This window comes from Acinetobacter sp. YH01022 (assembly GCF_013420235.1).
Taxonomy (GTDB): domain Bacteria; phylum Pseudomonadota; class Gammaproteobacteria; order Pseudomonadales; family Moraxellaceae; genus Acinetobacter.
Genome location: NZ_VOYP01000009.1, coordinates 77,975 through 98,772, shown reverse-complemented (window position 1 = coordinate 98,772; position 20,798 = coordinate 77,975). Strand labels below are relative to the sequence as shown.

21 protein-coding genes, 3 pseudogenes and 1 riboswitch are annotated in these 20,798 nt (G+C 40.4%); of the genes and pseudogenes, 18 read left to right on the top strand and 6 right to left on the bottom strand.

All coding sequences use genetic code 11. From position 1 onward, the window contains the following. Positions 1-4 precede the first annotated feature (4 nt). The 4 genes and pseudogenes from aroC to FTT87_RS15965 all read left to right on the top strand — a co-directional run bounded on the left by aroC (position 5) and on the right by FTT87_RS15965 (position 4,208). Entirely contained in the window at positions 5-1,099 is a 1,095-nt protein-coding gene (gene aroC / locus FTT87_RS04990) for a chorismate synthase (protein WP_180043960.1), read from the top strand. A 152-nt stretch (positions 1,100-1,251) separates the two neighbouring features. Further along, positions 1,252-1,797 carry a GNAT family N-acetyltransferase gene (locus FTT87_RS04985; protein ID WP_180043962.1) on the top strand — a complete coding sequence of 182 codons (546 nt, stop codon included), beginning with the start codon at positions 1,252-1,254 and terminating at the stop codon, positions 1,795-1,797. Between the two features lie 175 nt (positions 1,798-1,972). Next, a riboswitch (glycine riboswitch) is annotated at positions 1,973-2,062 on the top strand. Positions 2,063-2,210: 148 nt separating this feature from the next. Further along, positions 2,211-3,454 (top strand): annotated as a pseudogene (locus FTT87_RS04980) (D-amino acid dehydrogenase). A gap of 394 nt (positions 3,455-3,848) precedes the next feature. Then, complete coding sequence (locus FTT87_RS15965; RefSeq protein WP_257221673.1) at positions 3,849-4,208, top strand: hypothetical protein; 360 nt, start codon at positions 3,849-3,851, stop codon at positions 4,206-4,208. Between the two features lie 68 nt (positions 4,209-4,276). Here FTT87_RS15965 and FTT87_RS04970 read toward each other — a convergent pair whose 3' ends face one another. Beyond that, positions 4,277-4,927, bottom strand: coding sequence for a hypothetical protein (locus tag FTT87_RS04970; protein WP_166171805.1), 651 nt, complete (start codon positions 4,925-4,927; stop codon positions 4,277-4,279). 99 nt (positions 4,928-5,026) lie between these two features. Between FTT87_RS04970 and ispF the strand changes: the two genes are divergently transcribed. Continuing rightward, positions 5,027-5,518, top strand: coding sequence for a 2-C-methyl-D-erythritol 2,4-cyclodiphosphate synthase (gene ispF / locus FTT87_RS04965; protein ID WP_086197430.1), 492 nt, complete (start codon positions 5,027-5,029; stop codon positions 5,516-5,518). Here ispF and FTT87_RS04960 read toward each other — a convergent pair. The 3 genes from FTT87_RS04960 to FTT87_RS04950 all read right to left on the bottom strand — a co-directional run bounded on the left by FTT87_RS04960 (position 5,506) and on the right by FTT87_RS04950 (position 8,202). Continuing rightward, the gene (locus tag FTT87_RS04960; RefSeq protein ID WP_180043968.1) at positions 5,506-6,030 is read right to left on the bottom strand and encodes a hypothetical protein; all 525 of its coding nucleotides are present in this window, start codon (positions 6,028-6,030) and stop codon (positions 5,506-5,508) included. The genes ispF and FTT87_RS04960 overlap by 13 nt on opposite strands. 62 nt (positions 6,031-6,092) lie before the next feature. Further along, positions 6,093-7,184 (bottom strand): 3-deoxy-7-phosphoheptulonate synthase, encoded by a 1,092-nt coding sequence (locus tag FTT87_RS04955; RefSeq protein ID WP_143222737.1) that lies wholly within the window; start codon positions 7,182-7,184, stop codon positions 6,093-6,095. A gap of 127 nt (positions 7,185-7,311) precedes the next feature. Further along, positions 7,312-8,202, bottom strand: coding sequence for a sulfite exporter TauE/SafE family protein (locus tag FTT87_RS04950; RefSeq protein ID WP_086197427.1), 891 nt, complete (start codon positions 8,200-8,202; stop codon positions 7,312-7,314). Positions 8,203-8,831: 629 nt separating this feature from the next. Here FTT87_RS04950 and lpxB point away from each other — a divergent pair. Beyond that, positions 8,832-10,025 carry a lipid-A-disaccharide synthase gene (gene lpxB, locus FTT87_RS04945; RefSeq protein WP_180043970.1) on the top strand — a complete coding sequence of 398 codons (1,194 nt, stop codon included), beginning with the start codon at positions 8,832-8,834 and terminating at the stop codon, positions 10,023-10,025. Between the two features lie 3 nt (positions 10,026-10,028). On the opposite strand, the gene FTT87_RS04940 is transcribed toward lpxB, so the two are convergent. Continuing rightward, complete coding sequence (locus FTT87_RS04940; RefSeq protein ID WP_180043971.1) at positions 10,029-10,952, bottom strand: AraC family transcriptional regulator; 924 nt, start codon at positions 10,950-10,952, stop codon at positions 10,029-10,031. Positions 10,953-11,143: 191 nt separating this feature from the next. On the opposite strand from FTT87_RS04940, the gene FTT87_RS04935 reads away from it, so the two are divergent. The 3 genes from FTT87_RS04935 to ybaK all read left to right on the top strand — a co-directional run bounded on the left by FTT87_RS04935 (position 11,144) and on the right by ybaK (position 14,255). Continuing rightward, positions 11,144-12,346 carry an alkane 1-monooxygenase gene (locus FTT87_RS04935; RefSeq protein ID WP_180043974.1) on the top strand — a complete coding sequence of 401 codons (1,203 nt, stop codon included), beginning with the start codon at positions 11,144-11,146 and terminating at the stop codon, positions 12,344-12,346. 522 nt (positions 12,347-12,868) lie between these two features. Then, positions 12,869-13,333: a MarR family winged helix-turn-helix transcriptional regulator gene (locus FTT87_RS04930; protein ID WP_086197423.1), complete on the top strand. Its 465-nt coding sequence runs from the start codon at positions 12,869-12,871 to the stop codon at positions 13,331-13,333. 454 nt (positions 13,334-13,787) lie between these two features. Further along, a complete protein-coding gene (gene ybaK, locus FTT87_RS04925; RefSeq protein WP_180043976.1) occupies positions 13,788-14,255 on the top strand; it encodes a Cys-tRNA(Pro) deacylase in 468 nt (155 codons plus the stop codon). 473 nt (positions 14,256-14,728) lie between these two features. On the opposite strand, the gene FTT87_RS04920 is transcribed toward ybaK, so the two are convergent. After that, a complete protein-coding gene (locus FTT87_RS04920; RefSeq protein WP_180044403.1) occupies positions 14,729-14,911 on the bottom strand; it encodes a hypothetical protein in 183 nt (60 codons plus the stop codon). Between the two features lie 605 nt (positions 14,912-15,516). Here FTT87_RS04920 and FTT87_RS04915 point away from each other — a divergent pair. The 9 genes and pseudogenes from FTT87_RS04915 (at position 15,517) to cobT (ending at position 20,780) form a co-directional block, all read left to right on the top strand. Next, positions 15,517-15,705 carry a type II toxin-antitoxin system HicA family toxin gene (locus FTT87_RS04915; RefSeq protein ID WP_086197411.1) on the top strand — a complete coding sequence of 63 codons (189 nt, stop codon included), beginning with the start codon at positions 15,517-15,519 and terminating at the stop codon, positions 15,703-15,705. Between the two features lie 2 nt (positions 15,706-15,707). Then, a complete protein-coding gene (locus FTT87_RS04910; RefSeq protein WP_180044405.1) occupies positions 15,708-16,094 on the top strand; it encodes a type II toxin-antitoxin system HicB family antitoxin in 387 nt (128 codons plus the stop codon). 56 nt (positions 16,095-16,150) lie between these two features. Beyond that, positions 16,151-16,327: a hypothetical protein gene (locus FTT87_RS04905; RefSeq protein ID WP_180044407.1), complete on the top strand. Its 177-nt coding sequence runs from the start codon at positions 16,151-16,153 to the stop codon at positions 16,325-16,327. Further along, the gene (locus FTT87_RS04900) at positions 16,317-16,754 is read left to right on the top strand and encodes a hypothetical protein (RefSeq protein WP_180044409.1); all 438 of its coding nucleotides are present in this window, start codon (positions 16,317-16,319) and stop codon (positions 16,752-16,754) included. Before FTT87_RS04905 ends, FTT87_RS04900 begins: the two co-directional genes overlap by 11 nt. Beyond that, positions 16,714-17,190, top strand: a pseudogene (locus FTT87_RS04895) (putative metallopeptidase); the annotation flags it as partial. The gene FTT87_RS04900 and the pseudogene FTT87_RS04895, both read left to right, overlap by 41 nt. Continuing rightward, positions 17,189-18,162 (top strand): annotated as a pseudogene (locus FTT87_RS04890) (terminase); the annotation flags it as partial. The pseudogenes FTT87_RS04895 and FTT87_RS04890, both read left to right, overlap by 2 nt. A gap of 439 nt (positions 18,163-18,601) precedes the next feature. Further along, positions 18,602-19,213 carry a 2'-5' RNA ligase family protein gene (locus FTT87_RS04885; RefSeq protein ID WP_180081613.1) on the top strand — a complete coding sequence of 204 codons (612 nt, stop codon included), beginning with the start codon at positions 18,602-18,604 and terminating at the stop codon, positions 19,211-19,213. Next, complete coding sequence (cobU, locus tag FTT87_RS04880; RefSeq protein WP_180044413.1) at positions 19,210-19,728, top strand: bifunctional adenosylcobinamide kinase/adenosylcobinamide-phosphate guanylyltransferase; 519 nt, start codon at positions 19,210-19,212, stop codon at positions 19,726-19,728. Before FTT87_RS04885 ends, cobU begins: the two co-directional genes overlap by 4 nt. Then, on the top strand, positions 19,728-20,780 hold the full coding sequence (cobT, locus tag FTT87_RS04875) for a nicotinate-nucleotide--dimethylbenzimidazole phosphoribosyltransferase (protein WP_180044415.1): 1,053 nt from the start codon (positions 19,728-19,730) through the stop codon (positions 20,778-20,780). Before cobU ends, cobT begins: the two co-directional genes overlap by 1 nt. The last annotated feature ends 18 nt before the right edge of the window (positions 20,781-20,798 follow it).

Here is a 20,798-nt window from a genome sequence, read left to right as displayed (position 1 = left end):
CAACATGGCAGGTAATAGTATTGGACAACTGTTCCGTGTAACGACTTGCGGTGAATCTCATGGCGTTGGCCTGATGGCGATTGTCGATGGGGTACCACCAGGGATCGAACTGACTGAAGCAGATTTACAAAAAGATTTAGACCGCCGTAAACCGGGGACTTCTAAATTCGCAACCCAGCGTAAAGAACCGGATGAAGTCGAAATCATTTCCGGTGTCTTTGAAGGTAAAACCACAGGTACATCGATTGGTTTACTGATTCGCAATACCGACCAGAAATCGAAAGATTATGGCAATATTGCGCAAACATTCCGCCCAGGTCATGCGGATTACACCTACACGCAAAAGTATGGTTTCCGTGACTATCGTGGTGGTGGTCGCTCAAGCGCGCGTGAAACGGCTATGCGTGTGGCTGCGGGTGCCATTGCCAAGAAATTCCTGTTTGAAAAATTCGGTATTGAAATCCGTGGTCACGTGACCCAGATTGGTACTGAAAAAGCTGAAAAACTGGATTGGAATGAAGTTCCAAATAATCCATTCTTCTGTGGTGATGTGGATGCCGTACCACGTTTTGAAGCTTTAGTGACTTCATTACGTGAACAAGGTACCAGCTGCGGTGCGAAGCTGGAAATTCTTGCCGAGAATGTGCCTGTGGGTTGGGGTGAGCCGGTATTTGACCGTCTGGATGCAGATATTGCGCATGCCATGATGTCTATTAATGCTGTTAAAGGCGTTGAAATTGGTGATGGTTTTGCGGTTGCTGAACAGTTTGGTCATGAATCACGTGATGAATTGACCACAGCTGGCTTTTTGGCAAATCATGCTGGCGGCATTCTGGGTGGAATCTCAAGTGGTCAAACCATTCGTGTTGCAATTGCGCTGAAACCAACTGCAAGTATTACCACTCCGGGTAAAACCATTAATATCGATCGTGAAGATACCGATGTATTGACCAAAGGCCGTCATGACCCGTGTGTAGGCGTGCGTGCAACTCCGATTGCTGAAGCGATGTTTGCCATTGTACTCATGGATCACTTCATGCGTCATCGTGCCCAGAATGCCGATGTAGTTGCGCCGTTTACTCCGATTGAGCCTAAGTGAAGTAAAGTACACTGCTTTGCCCGAATGCAGTAAGTGATCTGCTTTTTATGATTCAATAAAAAAAACCAGACATCAAGTCTGGTTTTTTTATTGCCTGATTTTTTATCTATTATTTGTGGTAATTTCTATGAAACAGAAATTTTTAGAAAACAATGAAAGCATTAAAATATAGACTGGCAAATGCCAATGATGTTGAAGTTCTTGTTGCGTTGATCAATCAGGCCTATCGTACCAATACAGGTTCTAGCTGGACCAGTGAGCAGCATATTATTGCTGGAGACCGGATTAATGCCCAGCAGCTAAAGCAAACCTTGGCACAAGAGAATTTTTATCTGTATATAGCTGAAGTTATAGAAGATGGGCAAATGCATTTAGTGGCATGTATCGGCTTAACTTTTCAGCAGAATAGTGTGGAAATAGGCACTTTTTGTGTAGCTTCAGCTTGGCAAAATCAGGGTATTGGCAAACATGTTTTAAAATATGCTGAGAAAATGGCAGTAGAACACTTTCCTACATTAAGTCATTATGAAATGTGGGTGCTGGATAGCAGAAAAGAGCTGATTCAATATTATGCACGGTGTGGTTATGCTAAAACGCAGTATACTGAACCTTATCCCATTCATGCCAATGTAGGACAACCGTTGATTGATTTGCAATTACAACAGATGTCAAAGTCAGTGCTGAGAGGTATAAGTTAAGCACTCAAAAAAGTACATAACCTTAAAATAATAGCCTAAGCTATATCATTTAACTAAACTGGTTTGAATTTCAAGTATTTGAAAAATATGTCTATTCATAGTGTGATAACAGTGCTTAACAAATAAATGAATTTAGTGCTCGCACATGGTATAAAAATTGCTCATATTAATATAAATAATTATTGCAGGAGAGATGTTCTTCTGTGAACACGCCGAAGGAGCAACGACCCCGGAAACTCTCAGGCAAAAGGACTGTAATAATTTTAAAAATCTGGAGAGAAGCATAGAAAAATATATGCTCACCGAAGGGGATGGTCGGCGTTATTGATTATAACGATGTGATCGAAGCTCTCAGGTAACCATGACAGATGGGGCGCATAGAAATGTAGATCTACATTTCCAAGGAGTGTGCTATGTGTCATATTGTTGTGATTGGATCAGGTATTACGGGTGTTACTACTGCCTACGAGCTCGCCAATTTAGGCTATAAAGTCACGGTTTTGGATAAGCATTTGTATCCTGCCATGGAAACTTCATTTGCCAATGGCGGACAACTTTCTGCCTGTAATGCAGAGGTCTGGAATCAAAAAGCCACCGTACTGAAAGGTATTAAGTGGATGTCCAATAAAAATGCACCATTATTACTCAACCCATCTTTTGATCTGCATAAATATGGCTGGTTAATGGAGTTTCTAGGTAATATTAAACATTATGAAACCAATACTCGTGATACCGTTAAAATAGCACTTTTAGCGCGTGAGCGCTTATTTGCAGTTGCTGAAAAAGAAAATATTCAGTTCAATCTGGAAAAACGCGGCATTTTGCATTTTTACCACACCAAATTAGATTATGAGATCGCCACCAAAGTGAATGACCTGTTGATCAAGGGTGGACTGGAAAGAATGGCAGTTACTCCTGCAGAAATCAAAGCCATAGAACCAAGCTTGAAAGGTGAATATTATGGTGGTTTTTATTGCCCTGGAGACGCGACCGGCGATATCCATAAATTCACCAAAGGTTTGGCTGAAGCCTCTGAAAAGTATGGGGTAAAATACCGTTTGGTATGGAGGTCATGGATGTAAAACACCATAAAAAAGGTGTCACTGTGCTTTACCATGCTAGCAATGAAAATATGCACCTAGATGCAGCTGTGGTGGAATCACTGGAAGCTGATGCCGTGGTGGTTTGTGGTGGTGTGGGAAGCTATCACTTGGCAAATTTACTGGGTGATCGGGTCAATGTCTATCCGGTGAAAGGCTATTCTATTACCTTGAACCTGAATGATGAAGATAGTGTCAAAAATGCGCCGTGGGTGAGCCTGCTGGATGAAAGTGCAAAAATTGTGACTTCACGCTTAGGTGCTGATCGTCTGCGTGTTGCAGGCACGGCTGAGTTTAATGGCTATAACCGGGATATTCGCGCAGACCGTATTCAACCGCTGACAGATTGGGTCAACAAGAATTTCAATATGAGTACTGAAAATGTTGTACCTTGGGCAGGTTTACGTCCGATGATGCCCAACATGATGCCGATGGTCAGTCGAGGTCGCCGTGAACGGATTTTTTATAATACCGGTCATGGTCATTTAGGTTGGACTTTATCTGCAGCGACAGCGGTGATGATTAGTCAGCAAATCGCTTCACAGCATCCTGTTTGATCATATAAAAGCATGGAGTTATTGGCTTCATGCTTTTGAATACATAAAGATTCATTATTCGAATGATGGTATGATAATTTGATTGTTATCACCTTAAAATAATGGATAATTATGAATATTTTTCAAAAATTGTATTAAGTTCAGTTTTAATTGTGGGGATGACAGGGTGTGTTTCTACCCGTGGCTTGGTATCTCTGGAATCACCAGTGAAGCAGATCAATACACAGGAAAGTGGTCTTAAAACTGCGGTTATTAAAATAGTCGAAGATAACGTGTATTTGAAGAAAAGCCCAAACAGGCCAATATTCCTTCGCTTAAAGGTGGATTACAGCAAGCGACAGCCTCAGATAAAGCGAAAGCAATCGCCCGTAAACGTAACGGTTATGGTAAAGCCATGGGGGACATTTTCTTAAGAGATGAAACGGTAGTTTCCGTGTTCGAAAAACGTGTTGAATCTGCTTTGTTGCGCTCAGGTTATAAAGTTGTGCCAGCAGCCCAAGTTCAAAATCCAGATTTGGTGTTAACGGTTAAAGTAAACAAATTCTGGTCGTGGATGCAACCCGGCTTTTCATACATTACCTTGAATACTGAAATTGAAACTGAAATTTATGATGCCAATAGCACTAAACAGCCTATTCGTACGTATACAAAAATATCCAAACCGACTGTAATGGCGACTGACTCACGATGGATTGCAACAATGAATGAAGCTTTAAATGATTATGAAAGCTGTCTGGTCGATCAGTTGAAGTAAAGTAGCCCTTTAAATAAAAAGATAGAGGCATCATACCTCTGTCTTTTTATTTAATAACTTCAATCTTTTTAATCATACAGCCGGTATATACCTGCAAACCGTTCACAGCCTTTTTGTTTGGTTGTAATCGATAAAAGTGCTTTATTAAAATCGAAATGGTATTTGCAATCGTGTTCGTTATCGACAATCTCGCTTTTTTGATCAGCTGTGGTATAGGCTAAAAAAGGAATCGTTTGAGTTTCTAATTTGTTGTTCGGGTTGCGGTAGGCCACGCCCTCAATTTTAATTTTATCTTTGGTCAGTTGATGCACCTGTAAATGTACCGGTTGATGTGCAAATTGACCCTTTTCAAATTTTAAATAATGATTGGTCAAAGTCTGGTTCAATGAGGTATAAAAATTCAGATCTTCAATGCGTATTTCAAATTGCTGCTTATAACAGTCCAGGCTTTTACATTGCTGTAAGCGCTTAAACCATAAACGGTGTGTATCTTCGAGTAAATGTACCGGCGCATCGCTGACTAAAAAAGCCGTGATATAGTGATTAGAGAGTTTTTCTCGTGATTTTGCAAAACTGTCAGCGCAAATATTTTTCATTGAGGCTGTATCAGGCTGTGTACAGTCAATGTCTTGAGCATATACCATGGTTGAGCACAAACAGCCAATACTGAATAATGTGCCTAATGTTTTAATGAGATTAATATCGGTATTCACCAGCATGATCGCTTATAATTTCACTATGTTGCGCTGCTGTAACTATAGCGAAATAGAAAGCGTGAATACAACATCTCAATCATTTATTTCTTAAGGATGCTTAACGTGGTCGCACAAATTCGAATTGGTCAGGGAATGGATGTACACGCCTTTGAAGAAGGTGATTTTGTTACTTTAGCGGGGGTCAAGATTCCACATAACCAAGGCTTAAAAGCCCATTCAGATGGTGATGTGGTATTGCATGCACTTTGTGATGCATTATTGGGGGCATTGGCTCTGGGCGATATCGGACAGCATTTTCCCGACACCGATGCAAAATTTAAGGGAGCAGATAGTCGCGTTCTACTTAAACATGTCTATCAACTGATTTTAGATCGTGGTTATGTGTTAAATAATGCAGATATTACGGTCGCCTGTGAACGTCCAAAACTGGCCAAATATAATCTGGAAATGCGTCAAAGTATTGCAGATGTTCTGGATGTGCATGTTACACAAATTAGCGTTAAAGCCACAACCACAGAAAAATTAGGCTTTACCGGACGTGAAGAAGGTATTTTATCGACTGCAACAGTGTTGATTTCGCATCAGGCAAAATGATCTGGATGGATCAGCGACTGCTGTAGTTCCTGGGTAGCTTTGCGACCTTGCAGTTGTAGGGCTACTGCATGAATTAAGCCGGTCCAGGTTTCATTCGGTTCCCAGATACTGTGCATCAGTTCTTGCGCTGTAGGCATGTCTACATTCATATAATATTGACGGTATAAATACATCAAACAGCTGACATGATGGTTGGTTGCACAGTGAACCCAAACCATCTGTTCTTGTACTAGATGATTGAGCAGGTCCAATACCAGTAAACATTGGTCATCAGAAGGTGTTTCTGCTGAAATGGGCAGCTTAATATAATTTAAGCCTAAATCCAGACAAATTTTATCTTCATGCTCTAAATACTGCACTGCATCGGATAATCCCAGATTCACAATGGTAGTTACGCCGTATTCTTTAATCAGCTTTAGCTGTTCCGCCTTAGGCTGGGCAGAAGTGAATAGATGCTCGTGAATAAACTGGAAATTTTCGATATGACTGAGTGCATGTTCAATTTCATTCATCAGATAAAATTTTTCCTAAGGTTAAAGTAGAAACGCCATCTGGTCAGATGGCGTTTTAGCTCTTAGCGGTTTGGTAAAATGTCTTTCAATGCTTCATGCATATCGAGTAGGGCCTTTTCAGTGGTTTCCCAATCGATACAGCCGTCAGTCACCGATTTGCCATATTCCAGATTGTCCAGATTTTCAGGAATATCCTGACGACCACCTTTCAGATGACTTTCAACCATAATGCCCACAATCGACTTGTTGCCATCCTGAATCTGTTCAGTGATGTTTTTCAGTACCAGCGGTTGCAGGTACGGGTCTTTGTTGGAGTTGGCATGGCTGGCATCAATCATGATTTTGTTGCTGACTTTGGCTTTTGCCAAGGCATTTTCAGCTTCTGCAACAGAACCTGCATCGTAGTTAGGCTTCCCATTACCGCCACGAAGTACTACGTGTGCGTACTGGTTACCACTAGTACGAATGACAGAAACCTGACCCTGATCATTCAGGCCAAGGAAGCTGTGACCATGTTTCACCGACTGCATGGCATTGGTTGCAACGGTCAAGCCGCCATCAGTACCATTTTTAAAGCCTACAGGTGAAGATAAACCTGAAGACATTTCACGGTGCGTCTGGCTTTCAGTGGTACGGGCACCAATTGCTGACCATGAAATCAGGTCTTGATAATATTGTGGCGAGTTTGGATCGAGTGCTTCAGTCGCACATGGCAATCCTTTCTCGTTCAGTTCAACCAAAAGCTGACGACCAATACGCAGACCTTTTTCAATATTGAAAGAGTCATTCATGTCAGGATCATTAATCAAACCTTTCCAGCCTACCGTGGTGCGTGGTTTTTCAAAATAGACACGCATGACGATATAAAGGCTATCTTTAACTTTTTCGCTTAAAACTTTGAGACGATCGGCATATTCATGTGCAGCCACGGTGTCATGAATTGAGCAAGGACCAATGACGACAAACAGGCGTTTGTCTTTACCATCCAAGATATTGCGAATAGTTTCACGGCCTTTAAGGACGGTTTGATAGGCTTGCTCAGTCAAAGGTAACTCTTTTTTTAATTCTGCAGGAGTTACAAGAGGCTGAATGCTTTGTACATTCACGTCGTCGATGTCAGATTGTGTAATAGGTTTTGACTGTAGTGTATTCATTGCCGTCACTGGTTCGATCATACAAAAAATTATTTCATCCCCTGAATATAACACGAATATACATTCACCATGTTATAAAAAAGATCAATATATAGGTCAAAAAAAAGTGATGAATCGTATAGTTAAATTAAACATGTGCAGTTTTTTCAATGCTGATCACTTGTGCGGTAGCCGGTTTCGCCACAGGTTTTGCCTTGACTGGATGCAGCATAAAATTCATACCTAAGGCAAACAAGGTAATGCCCAGAATCTTACGGATAATTTTTTCCGGCAAGCGGGAACTAATCAAAGTACCTACTACAATTGCAGGAATGGAACCAACCAATAACCAGCCAAGCAAGTGTAAATCGACATTACCTGAACTCATGTGCCCAAGTCCTGCAACCAAAGTCAACAATACAGCATGCACCACATCGGAACCAATAATTCGGATCATGGGTAAATTTGGGAACATCAAAACCAGTGCCATAATACCGAATGCACCAGCACCGACTGAAGATAAGGTAACGAATATTCCCAATACAATGCCCATAATCACGATATAAGCACGTTTGTCTTTGGCTTGTAAGTTAACCTTTTCCAGATCCTGCGTCATATCAACAGGTACATCTTTACGCAGCTTGTTAAAAAATTGTTCAATATGACCACGGAATACGATAGAAACACCGGTCAGGGTCAACATAAAGCCTAGGACCATGGTTAAGACAGCTTTATAGCTACTGGATTGGCTGAGATAGTTTTCTAGTACCCAATGCGTTGCAAATGAGGCAGGAATACTGCCTACAGCAAGCCAGATGACAATCGGCCAAACAATATTCATTTTTTTTGCATGAACTAAAGACCCGCAGAATTTTGAAATAGCGGCATATAGCAAGTCTGTTCCAATGGCGATATGTGGTTCGATTCTAAACAGGCTAATCAGGATAGGAGTCATTAAAGAACCGCCACCGACACCTGTAATCCCAACGCAGAAACCAACCAAAACACCTGCTAAAATAAATTCTAATGGACCAAACATGGTTATATGCCAAATATCAAAAACGTGCATATGTTATGACTTTTTCATATAAGTCGTTGTCTTGATTATTGATTTGCTTATTCTAAAAAGAGATAAAGCGGGATTTTATTTTCTTATGTTGTGCGTTAATACTTTTGTCTGATTAAAATTAAATATTGAAAATTCAGCAGGATATGAATTCTTGAAATAGAGATCGGAATAATGGAAGTTGATTATATAGCAGTTCAACTTAGACACTATCTGGGCTACTGTTATGTGATGCATTTTCACAAAAAGTTTCGATAGCCTTTTTTATAGTGGAACTATTCATATAGGTCATATAGTCACAATTTGCAGTCTATTTTTTTCATGAAATATCCATGAAGCGATTTGTCCTTGAAAACCAGAACATTAATGAAAAATATTAGGCTGAAAATAAAATGTTTGTTGATCTATCGCCACTGTGTCTGAAAAGATTTTAGAATTTCCTGCTGAAGCCATGTTTGTATCGAACGCAAATTTTTCCCAACACGGCATTTAAATTTATTGTTTTGCTATAGTTTGAAGAGATTAATGCTTAGTCATGTAAAGATAAAGGACTATGCTAAAATATTAAACTATTCAGCCGCAGGACGTATGGGGAAAAACACTTGCAAAATAGAAAACTAAAAATTGGAATGGTGGTTGGTGAGGTTTCAGGCGATACCCTTGGCGCTAAACTGATCCGTAGTTTTCGTGAGCAAGGCATAGATGCCGAATTTGAAGGCATTGGTGGTCCACAGATGATTGCTGAAGGTTTCAAAAGCTATTATCCGATGGATATTTTATCGGTCATGGGCATTGTGGAAGTTTTAAAAGATCTGAAAAAACTTTTCGCCGTGCGTGATGGTTTAGTTGATATCTGGAGCAAAGAGCCGGTGGATGTCTTTGTCGGGATTGACGCGCCAGATTTTAATTTACGTTTATCTAAAAGTCTGAAACAGAAAAACTTACCGATCAAAACCGTGCAATATGTCAGTCCTTCAGTCTGGGCATGGCGTCAGGGACGGGTACATGGCATCAAAGCCAGTATTGATCTGGTACTGTGTTTATTTCCTTTTGAGAAAACCTTTTATAAAAAATTTGATGTGCCAGCTGCTTTTGTCGGGCATCCATTGGCCAGTCAATTGCCATTGCAAAACCCGCTGATTGAAGCCAAGCAGGAGCTGGGCTTGAATGTGGAACACAAGCACATTGCACTGTTACCGGGGAGTCGTCGTGGTGAAATTGAAAGATTGGGCCCATTGGTACTTGATGCAGCGAAAATCGTTAGTCAGAAACATCCTGAATATATGTTTCTGATTCCAGCTATTAATGAGGCGCGCAAACAGCAGATTGAAGCATTACTGCAACAATATCCTGCTGATTGTGTGGCTAAAGTCTGTTTGCTGGAAAATATCGATACGGAATCGAAAATTGGCCGTCAAGTGATGAATGCTTCCAATATTGTGGCATTGGCTTCGGGAACCGCAACTTTAGAAGCGATGTTGTTACATCGTCCGATGGTGACTTTTTATAAACTAAACTGGCTGACCTATCATTTGGTCAAATTCCTGATCAAGATTCCGTATTATTCGTTGCCGAATATTATTGCCGGGAAAAAGGTCATTCAGGAACTGATTCAGCATGATGCAACGCCAGAAAATCTGGCTGCTGAAATTGAAAAACTGATGAACGTTGAAACTGCACAAATTCAGGCGATGCAGCACATCACCATGCACAAGCAGCTGTTGTCAAGCAATAGTGAAGACCCGGTTCAGGCCATTCTGAATACCTTGAATGCAGGCACATCTGATCAAGCCTGATTTTTACTGGAACTGCTGGCGATATTGGCTCGGAGTTAAATTAAACAGGCGTTTAAAAGTCTGGCTAAACGCCGTTTCGGAAGAATAACCAACACGATGGGCAATTTGCTGTATCGACAATTGTCCTTCGCGTAAATGCTGTGAAGCCAAACGGAAACGGTATTGCTGTAAATAGGCCAATGGTGTTTCTCCTACAATACTGCTAAATAAGGTGGCGAACTTGGAACGCGACATACAACATTGTTCAGCCAGACTTTCTACCGTCCAGGCCTGATCAGGCTTACCGTGAATAGCGGCCAAAGCATTGGCCAGTTCGGTATGTGCCAAAGCCCTGAGCCAGTTATTGGAATCGCTTAACTGGGCAATATAATCGCGTACACATTCAATAAAAAGAATACTGACCAGATGATCGAGAATTTTGTCGCGACCCGGACGAATTTGATAGGCTTCTACGGCCAAAAAATGTAATCCGATTTGTAGCCATTCAGGGGTAGTGCTGCCGGTAATATGCTGAATATGAATATAGTCGGGCAGGGCATTCAGTAAGGGACGTGCCATAATGGTATCAATATGACAGCGGATCGCCAGAATCAGTGCTGGTTCACCGCTGGTACTTCCAAATTCAATGGTTTCTTGCCTTTTTTCATCAAAAAGCCCGGTAATATTAAGTGCTTCAACTAAATTGCTTTTATGACTGCTATGGCAAGAGTGGTTTTGCCCTGATGGGATCAGCACCAGATCACCTGCTTCGACCTGCAGTTGGGTGTGTGGATTCAGTTGAATGGTCATATGGCCCACCAGAACCACATAGCCAATCATGGCATCTTGTTCCTGATAAGCATAAGCCCAGTGACCTTGCGGTTTTAAATAAATATATTCAGATTTATTCAGATGAATATCGTCAAAAATTTTACTTAAGGCATCCATGTCTTATCGTTCTGTCATCATTGAATAAAAATTATAAAATTCTGGATATATGTCAGCATGTGTTTTTAGGTCAAAAATTGGCTAGATATGCCAAGGACGTTTGCATAGTTTTTTTGGACGTTTACAACTGTTCTTGAGGACCTATTTCTAGAAATATAACGTTAGAACAAAAAATAGGGAAGATCGCCAGCATGAATGCACCAGTAAATTTAAATCAAGCCACACTTCAGACCCTGCCTAATGCTTCAGGCTTAGCCCTCGACAAAAAACGTTATTGGTGGCTGCTGAGCCCCGGTTTACCGGTGATCGGTATGGGGATTTTGGCTGGCTATCAGGTTGGTCCTAAAGCCACGAAAAAAATCTTTGCCTTGGGCGGTCCTTTATTACTGCATGTGATTATTCCAACAGTCGACGCTATTGTCGGTAATGACAGTAATAATCCTGATGATGAAGAAATTAAGTCACTTGTAGCAGACCCTTATTATGACCGTATTGTAAAACTGTTTATTCCTTTGCAAATGGCTGCCAACCTTTTTGCCGGTTATGTGGTAACACGTAAAGAAACCTCTTTTCTGGATCAGATACTGCTCGGTATTTCCATGGGCGCGATTAATGGTGTCGGTGTAAACACGGCACATGAACTTTCGCATAGGCCGCATAAAAAGGATCATTATCTTGCCCATGCCACATTAGCACCGCTGTTTTATAATCACTTTCGGGTTGAACATCCTTATGGACACCATAAGCGTGCGGCAATGCCTGAAGATCCTGCTTCTTCGAAAATGGGTGAAACTTTCTATGAGTTTTGGCCAAGAACGGTATTTGGTGGAATTAAATCGTCCATTGAAATTGAAAAGAACCGTTTAAAACGCAAAGGTTTATCTTTCTTTAGCAAGGAAAATGAACTGTTTCAAGGCTGGGCGATGAGTGCCGGTTTTCATGCCAGTATGCTGAAGCTATTTGGTAAAGACGTGATTCCTTATTTGGCCACACAGGCATTTTATGGCATCAGTTTGTTTGAAATTATTAACTATATTGAACATTACGGTTTAATGCGCGATAAAAAGGAAGATGGAACTTATACACGTATCATGCCTGAGCATAGCTGGAACAATAACAATATTACTACCAACCTGTTTTTGTACCAGTTGCAGCGTCATTCCGATCATCATGCCTATCCGACACGACCATTTCAGGCCTTACGTCACTTTGATGAAGCACCTGAATTGCCAAGTGGTTATGCCACCATGTTATTACCAGCTTTAATTCCATCGCTCTGGTTTAAAATGATGGATAAACGTGTATTTGATCATTATAAAGGTGATTTAAATAAAGCCAATATTCATCCAAAACGCCGTGCCAGCATATTCAAGAAGTTCGGTGTGTCTTTATAAAGTATTCTGCGCTGTTCTATTTGGAAATTTTCTATCAATAAGTATATTTAAAAAGCACTTATTTTTACAGAGATAGAAAATTTCCCGTTCTTTTTTGAAGAAAATATATGAATGATATTGATAAAGCCTGGATGTAAAATTCATCATTTTTGTACGTTATGGCGCACAGGAATTTAAGGTGTTTATGGATTAGTGTAATAGATTTTTCCTGTGCCCAAATCATACAGGAACAGGAAGTTCAGCAATAAAAAAATAAATAGAAGTAAAGAAAAAATTCTTAGATCAGCAAGGTGATGTACGATAGGAGTCAGATCTAAGCATCAAATACGAAAAGGCCCGACATGATGTCGGGCTTTTATTTTATACAAATTTTGTAGATTTTTTACACAATTTATGAGAGACTTAATTTTTGAATGAGCAATAAAAATAATTTAATATGTATTGCTAAAAAAAATGACTTTAAATAAAATTTGGAACATTAAAATAATTTAAATTACAACAATAAGTTAGAGGTTTTTTGACATGACAAGAAAATACAGTAAATTTTTTTCTGCAGCATCTGAGTTTAATCTGGATAATTTTCCATACTACTGGATTACTCAAGTACATTCTCAATATGTTCAGAATGTGGATCATGCGTTAAAAAAATATGGTTTAGACAATTCTCGTCGGCGTATCTTGTTGGCTTTAAAGTCCAAGCCCAATGCGAGTGTATCCGAGCTATCCGAGATGCTGATTTTTAAGATGTCGACGACTACGAAAATTATTTATCGTCTAAAAGATGAAGGCTTGGTACATACTTATTGTTGTGAAGACGATGCGCGAATTACCCGTGTCGTTTTAACTCATATGGGCGAGCAAATGGTACAAAAAATTAACGATCTGAGTCATATTGTTTTAGATCAGTCTTTTGAAGGTTTGACCCCGTTGCAAATTGAAAAAATGTTAGACAGTCTTAAACTTATTTTTAGAAATTTAGCTCATTAATTTTAATGTAACCAAAAAGCGTGGATGCAATATCCACGCTTTTTATCAACTGTTGTAGGATCTACTTTTTAAAACTAAAAAAGCATATTTTTAACAGTTTTGATTTAAACCTGAGTATCGCGCTATAGCAGGTTGCTAAGATAAAGCCAGTTTTTCAAATAAAAGTATATGAATTAGAGATAACAAGTAAAGGAAGACCAATACCCAACACCAACATCACAATAACCGCTTGTCTAGTCGACAGTAGAATAGGGAATCACCTCACACTTGCTTAGGCTTAGATTTTAGCTATGTCCATAATTCGATTTTAAAATATAAGTCCTAAAATGATTTTTTAATGTTTTTGTAGAGTCACGTGATTTAAAAGATGAATCTAAAATAGCTTAAGCAATCTAAACATTCGTTTCTAAAGGGCATATAATTTACTTATCTCGTTATTAATATCCTCAAAAAAATGACACCAGCTTGTAAAGTTTTAAAATCCAATAAAATTGAATTTTCTATCCATGAATATGAACACGATGCCAATGCGAAAAGCTTTGGTCTAGAAGCGGCTGAGAAACTGGGGCTCAGCGTTGAAGAAGTCTTTAAAACTTTATTAGTCACCGATGATAAGAACTACTTTGTAGCAGTTTTACCGGTCAATCATCAATTAAATTTAAAGAAAGTGGCAGCGGCTGTAGGCTGTAAAAAATTACAGATGGCTGATCCTAAAAATGCTGAACGTTTAACAGGTTATCTGGTCGGTGGAATTAGCCCGGTTGGACAGAAAAAACGTTTAAAAACAATTATATGTGAGAGTGCTAAAAACCTTAAAACCATGTACGTTAGTGGTGGAAAAAGGGGATTGGATGTTGGGTTAAACCCACAAGATTTAGCACGCGTTTTAGATGCTAAATTTGCTGATATTGTTGATGAATAATCGCATTATTTTAAACTATTAATTTGGGTGATTTTTTACTTGTTACTCACATTATTACTCACTTATTCAATTCCTTCAAAACAACAAAAGCCGCATTAAGCGGCTTTATGATTTGATTCTATATCAAGAATCACTGATTGAACATAAGAGTGAAACCAAAAACGGGCTTTTTTAATATTTGATACATTATTAGTTAATTTTTTATAATATATTGATTTATTTTCTATTATTTAAAATTTTAATTAATTTTTTTCACAGAAAATTCACGAATAAGTATGTATGATGGCAGCCAGAAACAGCTGTAGTTTCTGAATGACCCTCCAAGGTCCTTAGTTTAAGCCCACCAATGTTCTCGAGGTGGGCTTTTTTTTGCATGGTACCTTCACAAATGAGGGGGTCACATTTTTAACAACAAATTATTCCGAAAAGTATTCCAGATTCTAATTATGGCGAATTCGACCTAATTAAAATACTTACTTAAAAAATGGATCGCTATGGATGGATTTTATTTCTAGATAAGTTAAAAGTGCAGCCAAGGCAAGCAAAGCCCCGAGTATTGCAAATAACGTGTCTTTAGAAATGATTGATATAGCAAAGCACCCTAAGCTTGAGATTGCAAGAAGCATTAAAAGTGCCCAAAAAATATACTTTTTCATGGTGGGGTTCTTTATTTTTGAAAATTGTGTGACTAAGATAGCAAAATATAACAAAAGTTTAAATTTTGATTTAAATAAATATCAAATATTAGTTGATATATGTATAATTGTTCACAGAAACTCCTGTAGTTTCTAAATAACTCCCTAAGGTCATTATTTTATAAGCCCACATCGTATTCCCTAAGTGGGCTTTTTTTTGCATGGAGAAAAGTAATGCTCCGATTCTTAATGTGTTTATTTGGCCTACATGGTGCGACTGAAATCGATTACACGGTTGATGATGAAGAAATCAAGGTGTGTCGGGATTGTTTGAAAGAAGTTAAATAAAATAATATTATTTTTAAATATATACAAATCAATAAATTATATTGTAATAAAACTTGAAAGGTAGCGTAATCCAGAGTATTTTAGTTGGAAATTAAGTAAATCTCCACATTATTTACTTAAATTCAGTTTATAACCTGCACCTTCCCCAAGATGCAGGTTTTTTTTTGCTTAAAGTTTTGCCGAACGTATTACGGCACATAAAACCCCGCTACATACTAGATATTGGCGGGGTTTCTTTTTCTATTCCTTATTGAAATAATGTTGTGTATAATTACACAATGAACAGCAAAGACATTATTAAGCGTCTGGAGCAGGAAGGCTGGTACAAGGTTGGCGGTAAAGGCGACCATGAAAAGTATAAGCATCCCGATAAACCCGGTCATGTTGTGGTGCCACATCCACGTAAAGATATGCCGATAGGTACTCTACGCAATATATATAAACAGGCTGGTTGGGAATGGAGGTAAATATGTTATATCCAGTATATGTTCATAAAGATGAAGATGCTGCATACGGTTTAACTTTCCCTGACTTTGAAGGGTGTTTCAGTGCTGCGGATGAAATGCAAGACATCCAGCGCATGGCGCAGGAAGCGGTTGAGGTTCACTTTGATGGTGAAGATATTCCGTTACCTGTACCATCAAGCCCAGAGCGATGGTTAGGTGATGAGAGATTTGAAGGTGGTTTTTGGCTGTTAGTTGATATTGATACGACAAAGGTAAATACCAAGTCTGTTCGTATTAATATCAGTATGCCGGAAGCTTTGGTGAAGCGTATTGATGCTGTGGCCAAGAAACAACACTTAAGCCGTTCGGCATTTTTAGCCAAAAGTGCGGAAATGGCATTGCATCAGTAAAATAAACAATATGACAGACCCAGCCTGAGTGCTGGGTTTTTTATTTTGAGGTACTCATGACAGACAAAGTACAAGCGAAACAAGACTTAGAATTTTGCAGTGCTGAGCTGTCTAAGTATCAAAATCTCAGTCAGGCTGGGTTGACTCGAAATGAGTTACTGGCAATTGACGGCATCATGATTAAGTTGAGAGAGCGTATTAAGAATTTGCGCTTTGCTTTATATGAATCCTGATCAATACAAAGCCTTAACTGATAAAGGCCCACTTAAAAAGAAATCTCGTACCAGACCACTACCCAAAGCCGGTGAAAAATACTTAGAAGCATTCGATCGACTCAAAGAAATCCTTGATCGCATGGAAATTAAATATGAAGAGTATTTTCACTTCAAAAGCACTAAGCATTGGCGGTTTGATTTTCACCTTATTGAATATCGAATGCTGATTGAAATTGCGGGTGGTCCTTGGTCAGGTGGTCGTAAAGGTAAGCTGGCTACAAAAGCCTGGAGCATCGACCGGTATGACCATGCTGAAGAAATGGGATATCGGTTTCAGCAGTTTTTACCTGCAGACATCAATATGGGTCGAGCTACGATGTGGCTGAGAAATTTAAAGGCATCTTATGGACCAGTTCAGACCATTCCCACCATCGAATCTGATTGATCAGGCTGAGGAAGAAGAAGCGATTTTATTAGCGCCCGCCGTGGAATTAAAAGAATGGGTTGTCAAAAACTGGCTGACCCTTGGTGGTGAACTCCATAACCCGGATCATGATCATATTGCTGAGCTACTTCACGACAATGAAGAGTTCCTTGCATTTGCTTGGGCATCATCTGCCGCCGTAGCTAAAAAACGTATGGTGCTGTGGCAATGTGAAAAGGTCATGTTTAACCAAGGCGGATGGAAGCAGGCACGCCAGGAACAGCAGATACGCGACTGGTTCGGTTTCGTACCTCAATATTTGATTACGGTTGATGCTGCATTTTGTGAGCAAGCTTCAGATCGTGAATTTTGTCGTTTGATTGAACATGAGCTTTATCACATTGGTGTTGAGTGCGATGAAGATGGCGAGATCATCTATAGTGATATGACTGCTCTCTACTCCCAATGGTATCGGCGATCGCTTTCACCAGGATCGTTTTAGCGGTCGTTACGCCGTCTTTACCATGCCTTGGAGGGCTAATCCTGATAAGAATTGGCTGGCTGAGCTACATGGAAAATTGATTTTTATCCATGGTATGAAAAGCAAAAGGCCACACTTGATGACGTCGTTTTGGCTCAAGAAGTAGATATTGATTACGCAGCATCGGTTGAAGGCATGCTGATCCCCTCCGCATGGGTTGAAGCTGCTGTTGATTCTCATATTGAGCTCGGTATTCAGCCTTCTGGTGAGCGTAACGGTGCACTGGATGTAGCAGATGAAGGTAAGGATAAAAACTTTTTTGCGGCTCGTCACGGGATTGTATTGCAATACCTGGATACATGGTCAGGCGTTGGTGATGACATTTTTGGTACCACGCAAAAAGCTATCGATGCATGCCTGGATCTAAAACTGAATTTGTTCTTCTACGATGCGGATGGGTTAGGAGCTGGTGTATGCGGTGATGCTCGCGTCATTAATGAGCAAAATCAAGTGAGGGGGATGTCAGAAATTGAGGCTAATCCTTTCCGGGGATCAGGTGCAGTACATAACCCCGAGCAGGAGATGGTTGAGGCGCGTAAAAACGTGGACTTCTTCGCCAATCTTAAAGCCCAGATGTAGTGGTCGCTGCGTCTTCGATTCCAGAATACCTATCGAGCTTTGCAGGACATGCAATATGACCCAGACAGTCTTATTTCACTCTCAACACAAGACATAGATAAGCAAGAGCTTGAACAACTTAAGCGCGAACTTTCACAACCCACCTATAGCAAAAATGGTGCAGGCAAAATTTTAGTGAATAAGCAGCCTGACGGTGTACTGTCACCAAACCGGGCTGACGGCGTGATGATTTGTTTCAGTGATATTAGAGAGCGGAAAAGAAAGAAACCTGCAGGTGCGGGTAAGTACCAGCTCTTTCTCTCTAGATGACTGTAAATGGTGAACAATTCTTTTGTCGTAAGGCTCGACATTGTAATCACCCAGTAAAACAATATTATTTATAGTTTCACTTTCACTTTCACTTTCACTTTCACTTTCACTTTCACTTTCACTTTCTACATCGACACGAAGCCTTTCTGTGATAGAACTAATTGGAAGATATACATCTCTGAGACGACTAGGCCAATGTGGAGTAAAAATCAACGCAGAACAACAGGCGGAGCTAAAGGAAATCGTCGATCGACGTGCCCAAGGCGAACATAGACTTTATGCCGAAATGTGGTCGCATCAGGAATATGCTTGAAGAACTGAATAAATTTCAGCATAGGCTGAATATTGTTAAGCCAATGCTTTATTTAATTGCATCAAATTCATGGTTAAATAAGGTGATTGAATTTAATGTGAATTTTATGTGTTTCTAAAGCCTGCAATGCCAGTTGTGCCCACGCTTGCACAGGACTATCCTGAGTGGCATAAGGGGCGCACGGATTATTCACTCTGGTATCTGGAAATCCAGTCGCCTGAATTGCTGCTCTATTTAGACCATTTACGTCAGCATTTTTCTGACCTACTGTTTACGCCCAATACGCGCCAGTTTCATATCACCTTGTTTATTTGCGGTTTTTTGACCACTCACCAGCAGGTTTGGGATGACGATTTTAGCCAGCAACGATTACAACGGCAAATTGAACTTTTAAACCGGGAAAAAAAATCTTCATTTAAATTGAAGACAAGGAACTTAAATAGTTTTGAAAGCGCACTTTTTATTGAAATTGAGGATATTGAAGGAAGCCTGGCCGAGGTTCGTCAACAGTTATATACCTGTTCAGCAGAAGTCGCAGCGTTGCAATATTGTCCTCATATCACTTTGGGTCTGTATAAAGACAAAATCAATAGTGATGCAGTGTTTGAGCGCATGCAAAATATTTCACAGCAGCAATTTGAATTTCAGGCCGAGCAATTAACTTTTGGGACCTATCATGCCCAAACCTTGCAGGGGCCATTAACACCATACCATCAAGTTATTTTGGGTGAGGCATGATTCAACTCATTTTAGGCGGCGCGCGTTCCGGCAAAAGTCGTCTTGCGGAACAAGCCGCAAAAGATTCAGGTTTACCAGTCAGTTATATTGCAACGGCTCAAGCTTTAGATACGGAAATGCAGGAACGGATTTATCATCATCAAATGCAGCGTCCTGCCCATTGGCAGCTGATTGAAGAGCCTTTCTCACTGGCAGAGCGATTGCAGCAAATTGACGCAGCAAATCAGCTGATCCTGGTCGATTGCCTGACGCTATGGATGACTAATCTGTTAATGCATGAAGATGAAAATCTGCAAGCTGTAGAATGTGAAAAATTACTGGATGTGCTGCCAAGTTTGCAATCACAAATCATTTTGGTGAGCAATGAAACTGGATTGGGCGTTGTTCCCATGGGTGAGATCAGCCGCAAGTTTGTAGATGAATCTGGCCGCTTACATCAGCAGCTTGGACAGCTTGCCGATAAGGTGATTTTTTGTGTAGCTGGTTTTCCCATGATTTTAAAAGGAGAGAAATAATGAACTGGTGGTTAGATGCGTGTAAAACGCCAAGTGCAGAAGCCCGACTGCAGGCTGCAGAGCGTCAATTACAGTTAACCAAACCAACCGGTTCACTTTCTGAACTGGAAAATGTTGCAATTCAGTTGGCCTGTTTGCAAAACAATCAGCGCCCGAACATTGATAAACCGTGGATTACCATTTTTGCCGGTGACCATGGCGTGATGGAAGAAAACATTTCAGCCTATCCGCAAGCGGTAACTCGCCAAATGCTGCAAAATTTCACCAGCGGTGGAGCCTGTATTAGCGTAATTGCCAAGGAATACAATGCCAGACTGCAAGTGATTGACTGTGGTTCAGTCGGTGATGCCTATGAATATGCAGGCGTTGAACGTTATTGCATTATCCCGGGTACGGCCAACTTTGCCAAACAAGTGGCCATGACTGAAGCACAATGTATAGAAGCTTTAAATCTTGGTCGTAAAAGTGTAGATGAGGCAGTTGCAGAGGGTGCTTCAATCTATGTGGCTGGGGAAATGGGTATTGGCAATACCTGTTCTGCTTCTGCTGTCGCCTGTTTTTTGCTGAATGAGCCTGCTGAGCAACTGACCGGTGTAGGGACAGGGATCGGTGAAGAACAGCTCAACCATAAGAAAAATGTCATTAACCGTGCGATAGCATTACACCAGGAATATGTAGGCGATGATGCATTTAAAGCCTTGTGCGCCGTGGGTGGACTGGAAGTGGCTGCAATGGCCGGTGCTTATATTCGCTGTGCACAACTGGGTTTGCCTATGGTGGTTGATGGTTTTATCACCACAGCATCTGCATTAGTCGCCGTACGATTAAATCCGGCTGTACGTGACTGGATGCTGTTTGGACATCAGTCTGCTGAATACGGTCATCAACGTTTATTGCAAGAACTGAATGCCAACCCTTTGCTGAAACTGAATTTACGCCTGGGCGAAGGCAGTGGTGCCGGGGCAGCTTTAGGAATCATCAAGTTAGCATGCAGCCTGCATAACAATATGGCAACTTTTGCCGAAGCCGCCGTGACAGGTGAAAAAGTTTAATCTGTCTAGATTTAAGGA

What these genes read in the sequence shown, in the direction of transcription:
- aroC (WP_180043960.1), top strand. Translation starts at nt 5, where the DNA reads ATGGCAGGTAATAGTATTGGACAACTGTTCCGTGTAACGACTTGCGGT.
- FTT87_RS04985 (WP_180043962.1), top strand. Translation starts at nt 1,252, where the DNA reads ATGAAAGCATTAAAATATAGACTGGCAAATGCCAATGATGTTGAAGTT.
- FTT87_RS15965 (WP_257221673.1), top strand. Translation starts at nt 3,849, where the DNA reads ATGGGGGACATTTTCTTAAGAGATGAAACGGTAGTTTCCGTGTTCGAA.
- FTT87_RS04970 (WP_166171805.1), bottom strand. Translation starts at nt 4,927, where the DNA reads ATGCTGGTGAATACCGATATTAATCTCATTAAAACATTAGGCACATTA.
- FTT87_RS04960 (WP_180043968.1), bottom strand. Translation starts at nt 6,030, where the DNA reads ATGAATGAAATTGAACATGCACTCAGTCATATCGAAAATTTCCAGTTT.
- FTT87_RS04955 (WP_143222737.1), bottom strand. Translation starts at nt 7,184, where the DNA reads ATGAATACACTACAGTCAAAACCTATTACACAATCTGACATCGACGAC.
- FTT87_RS04950 (WP_086197427.1), bottom strand. Translation starts at nt 8,202, where the DNA reads ATGTTTGGTCCATTAGAATTTATTTTAGCAGGTGTTTTGGTTGGTTTC.
- FTT87_RS04940 (WP_180043971.1), bottom strand. Translation starts at nt 10,952, where the DNA reads ATGGATGCCTTAAGTAAAATTTTTGACGATATTCATCTGAATAAATCT.
- FTT87_RS04935 (WP_180043974.1), top strand. Translation starts at nt 11,144, where the DNA reads ATGAATGCACCAGTAAATTTAAATCAAGCCACACTTCAGACCCTGCCT.
- FTT87_RS04930 (WP_086197423.1), top strand. Translation starts at nt 12,869, where the DNA reads ATGACAAGAAAATACAGTAAATTTTTTTCTGCAGCATCTGAGTTTAAT.
- ybaK (WP_180043976.1), top strand. Translation starts at nt 13,788, where the DNA reads ATGACACCAGCTTGTAAAGTTTTAAAATCCAATAAAATTGAATTTTCT.
- FTT87_RS04920 (WP_180044403.1), bottom strand. Translation starts at nt 14,911, where the DNA reads ATGAAAAAGTATATTTTTTGGGCACTTTTAATGCTTCTTGCAATCTCA.
- FTT87_RS04915 (WP_086197411.1), top strand. Translation starts at nt 15,517, where the DNA reads ATGAACAGCAAAGACATTATTAAGCGTCTGGAGCAGGAAGGCTGGTAC.
- FTT87_RS04910 (WP_180044405.1), top strand. Translation starts at nt 15,708, where the DNA reads ATGTTATATCCAGTATATGTTCATAAAGATGAAGATGCTGCATACGGT.
- FTT87_RS04905 (WP_180044407.1), top strand. Translation starts at nt 16,151, where the DNA reads ATGACAGACAAAGTACAAGCGAAACAAGACTTAGAATTTTGCAGTGCT.
- FTT87_RS04900 (WP_180044409.1), top strand. Translation starts at nt 16,317, where the DNA reads ATGAATCCTGATCAATACAAAGCCTTAACTGATAAAGGCCCACTTAAA.
- FTT87_RS04885 (WP_180081613.1), top strand. Translation starts at nt 18,602, where the DNA reads ATGCCAGTTGTGCCCACGCTTGCACAGGACTATCCTGAGTGGCATAAG.
- cobU (WP_180044413.1), top strand. Translation starts at nt 19,210, where the DNA reads ATGATTCAACTCATTTTAGGCGGCGCGCGTTCCGGCAAAAGTCGTCTT.
- cobT (WP_180044415.1), top strand. Translation starts at nt 19,728, where the DNA reads ATGAACTGGTGGTTAGATGCGTGTAAAACGCCAAGTGCAGAAGCCCGA.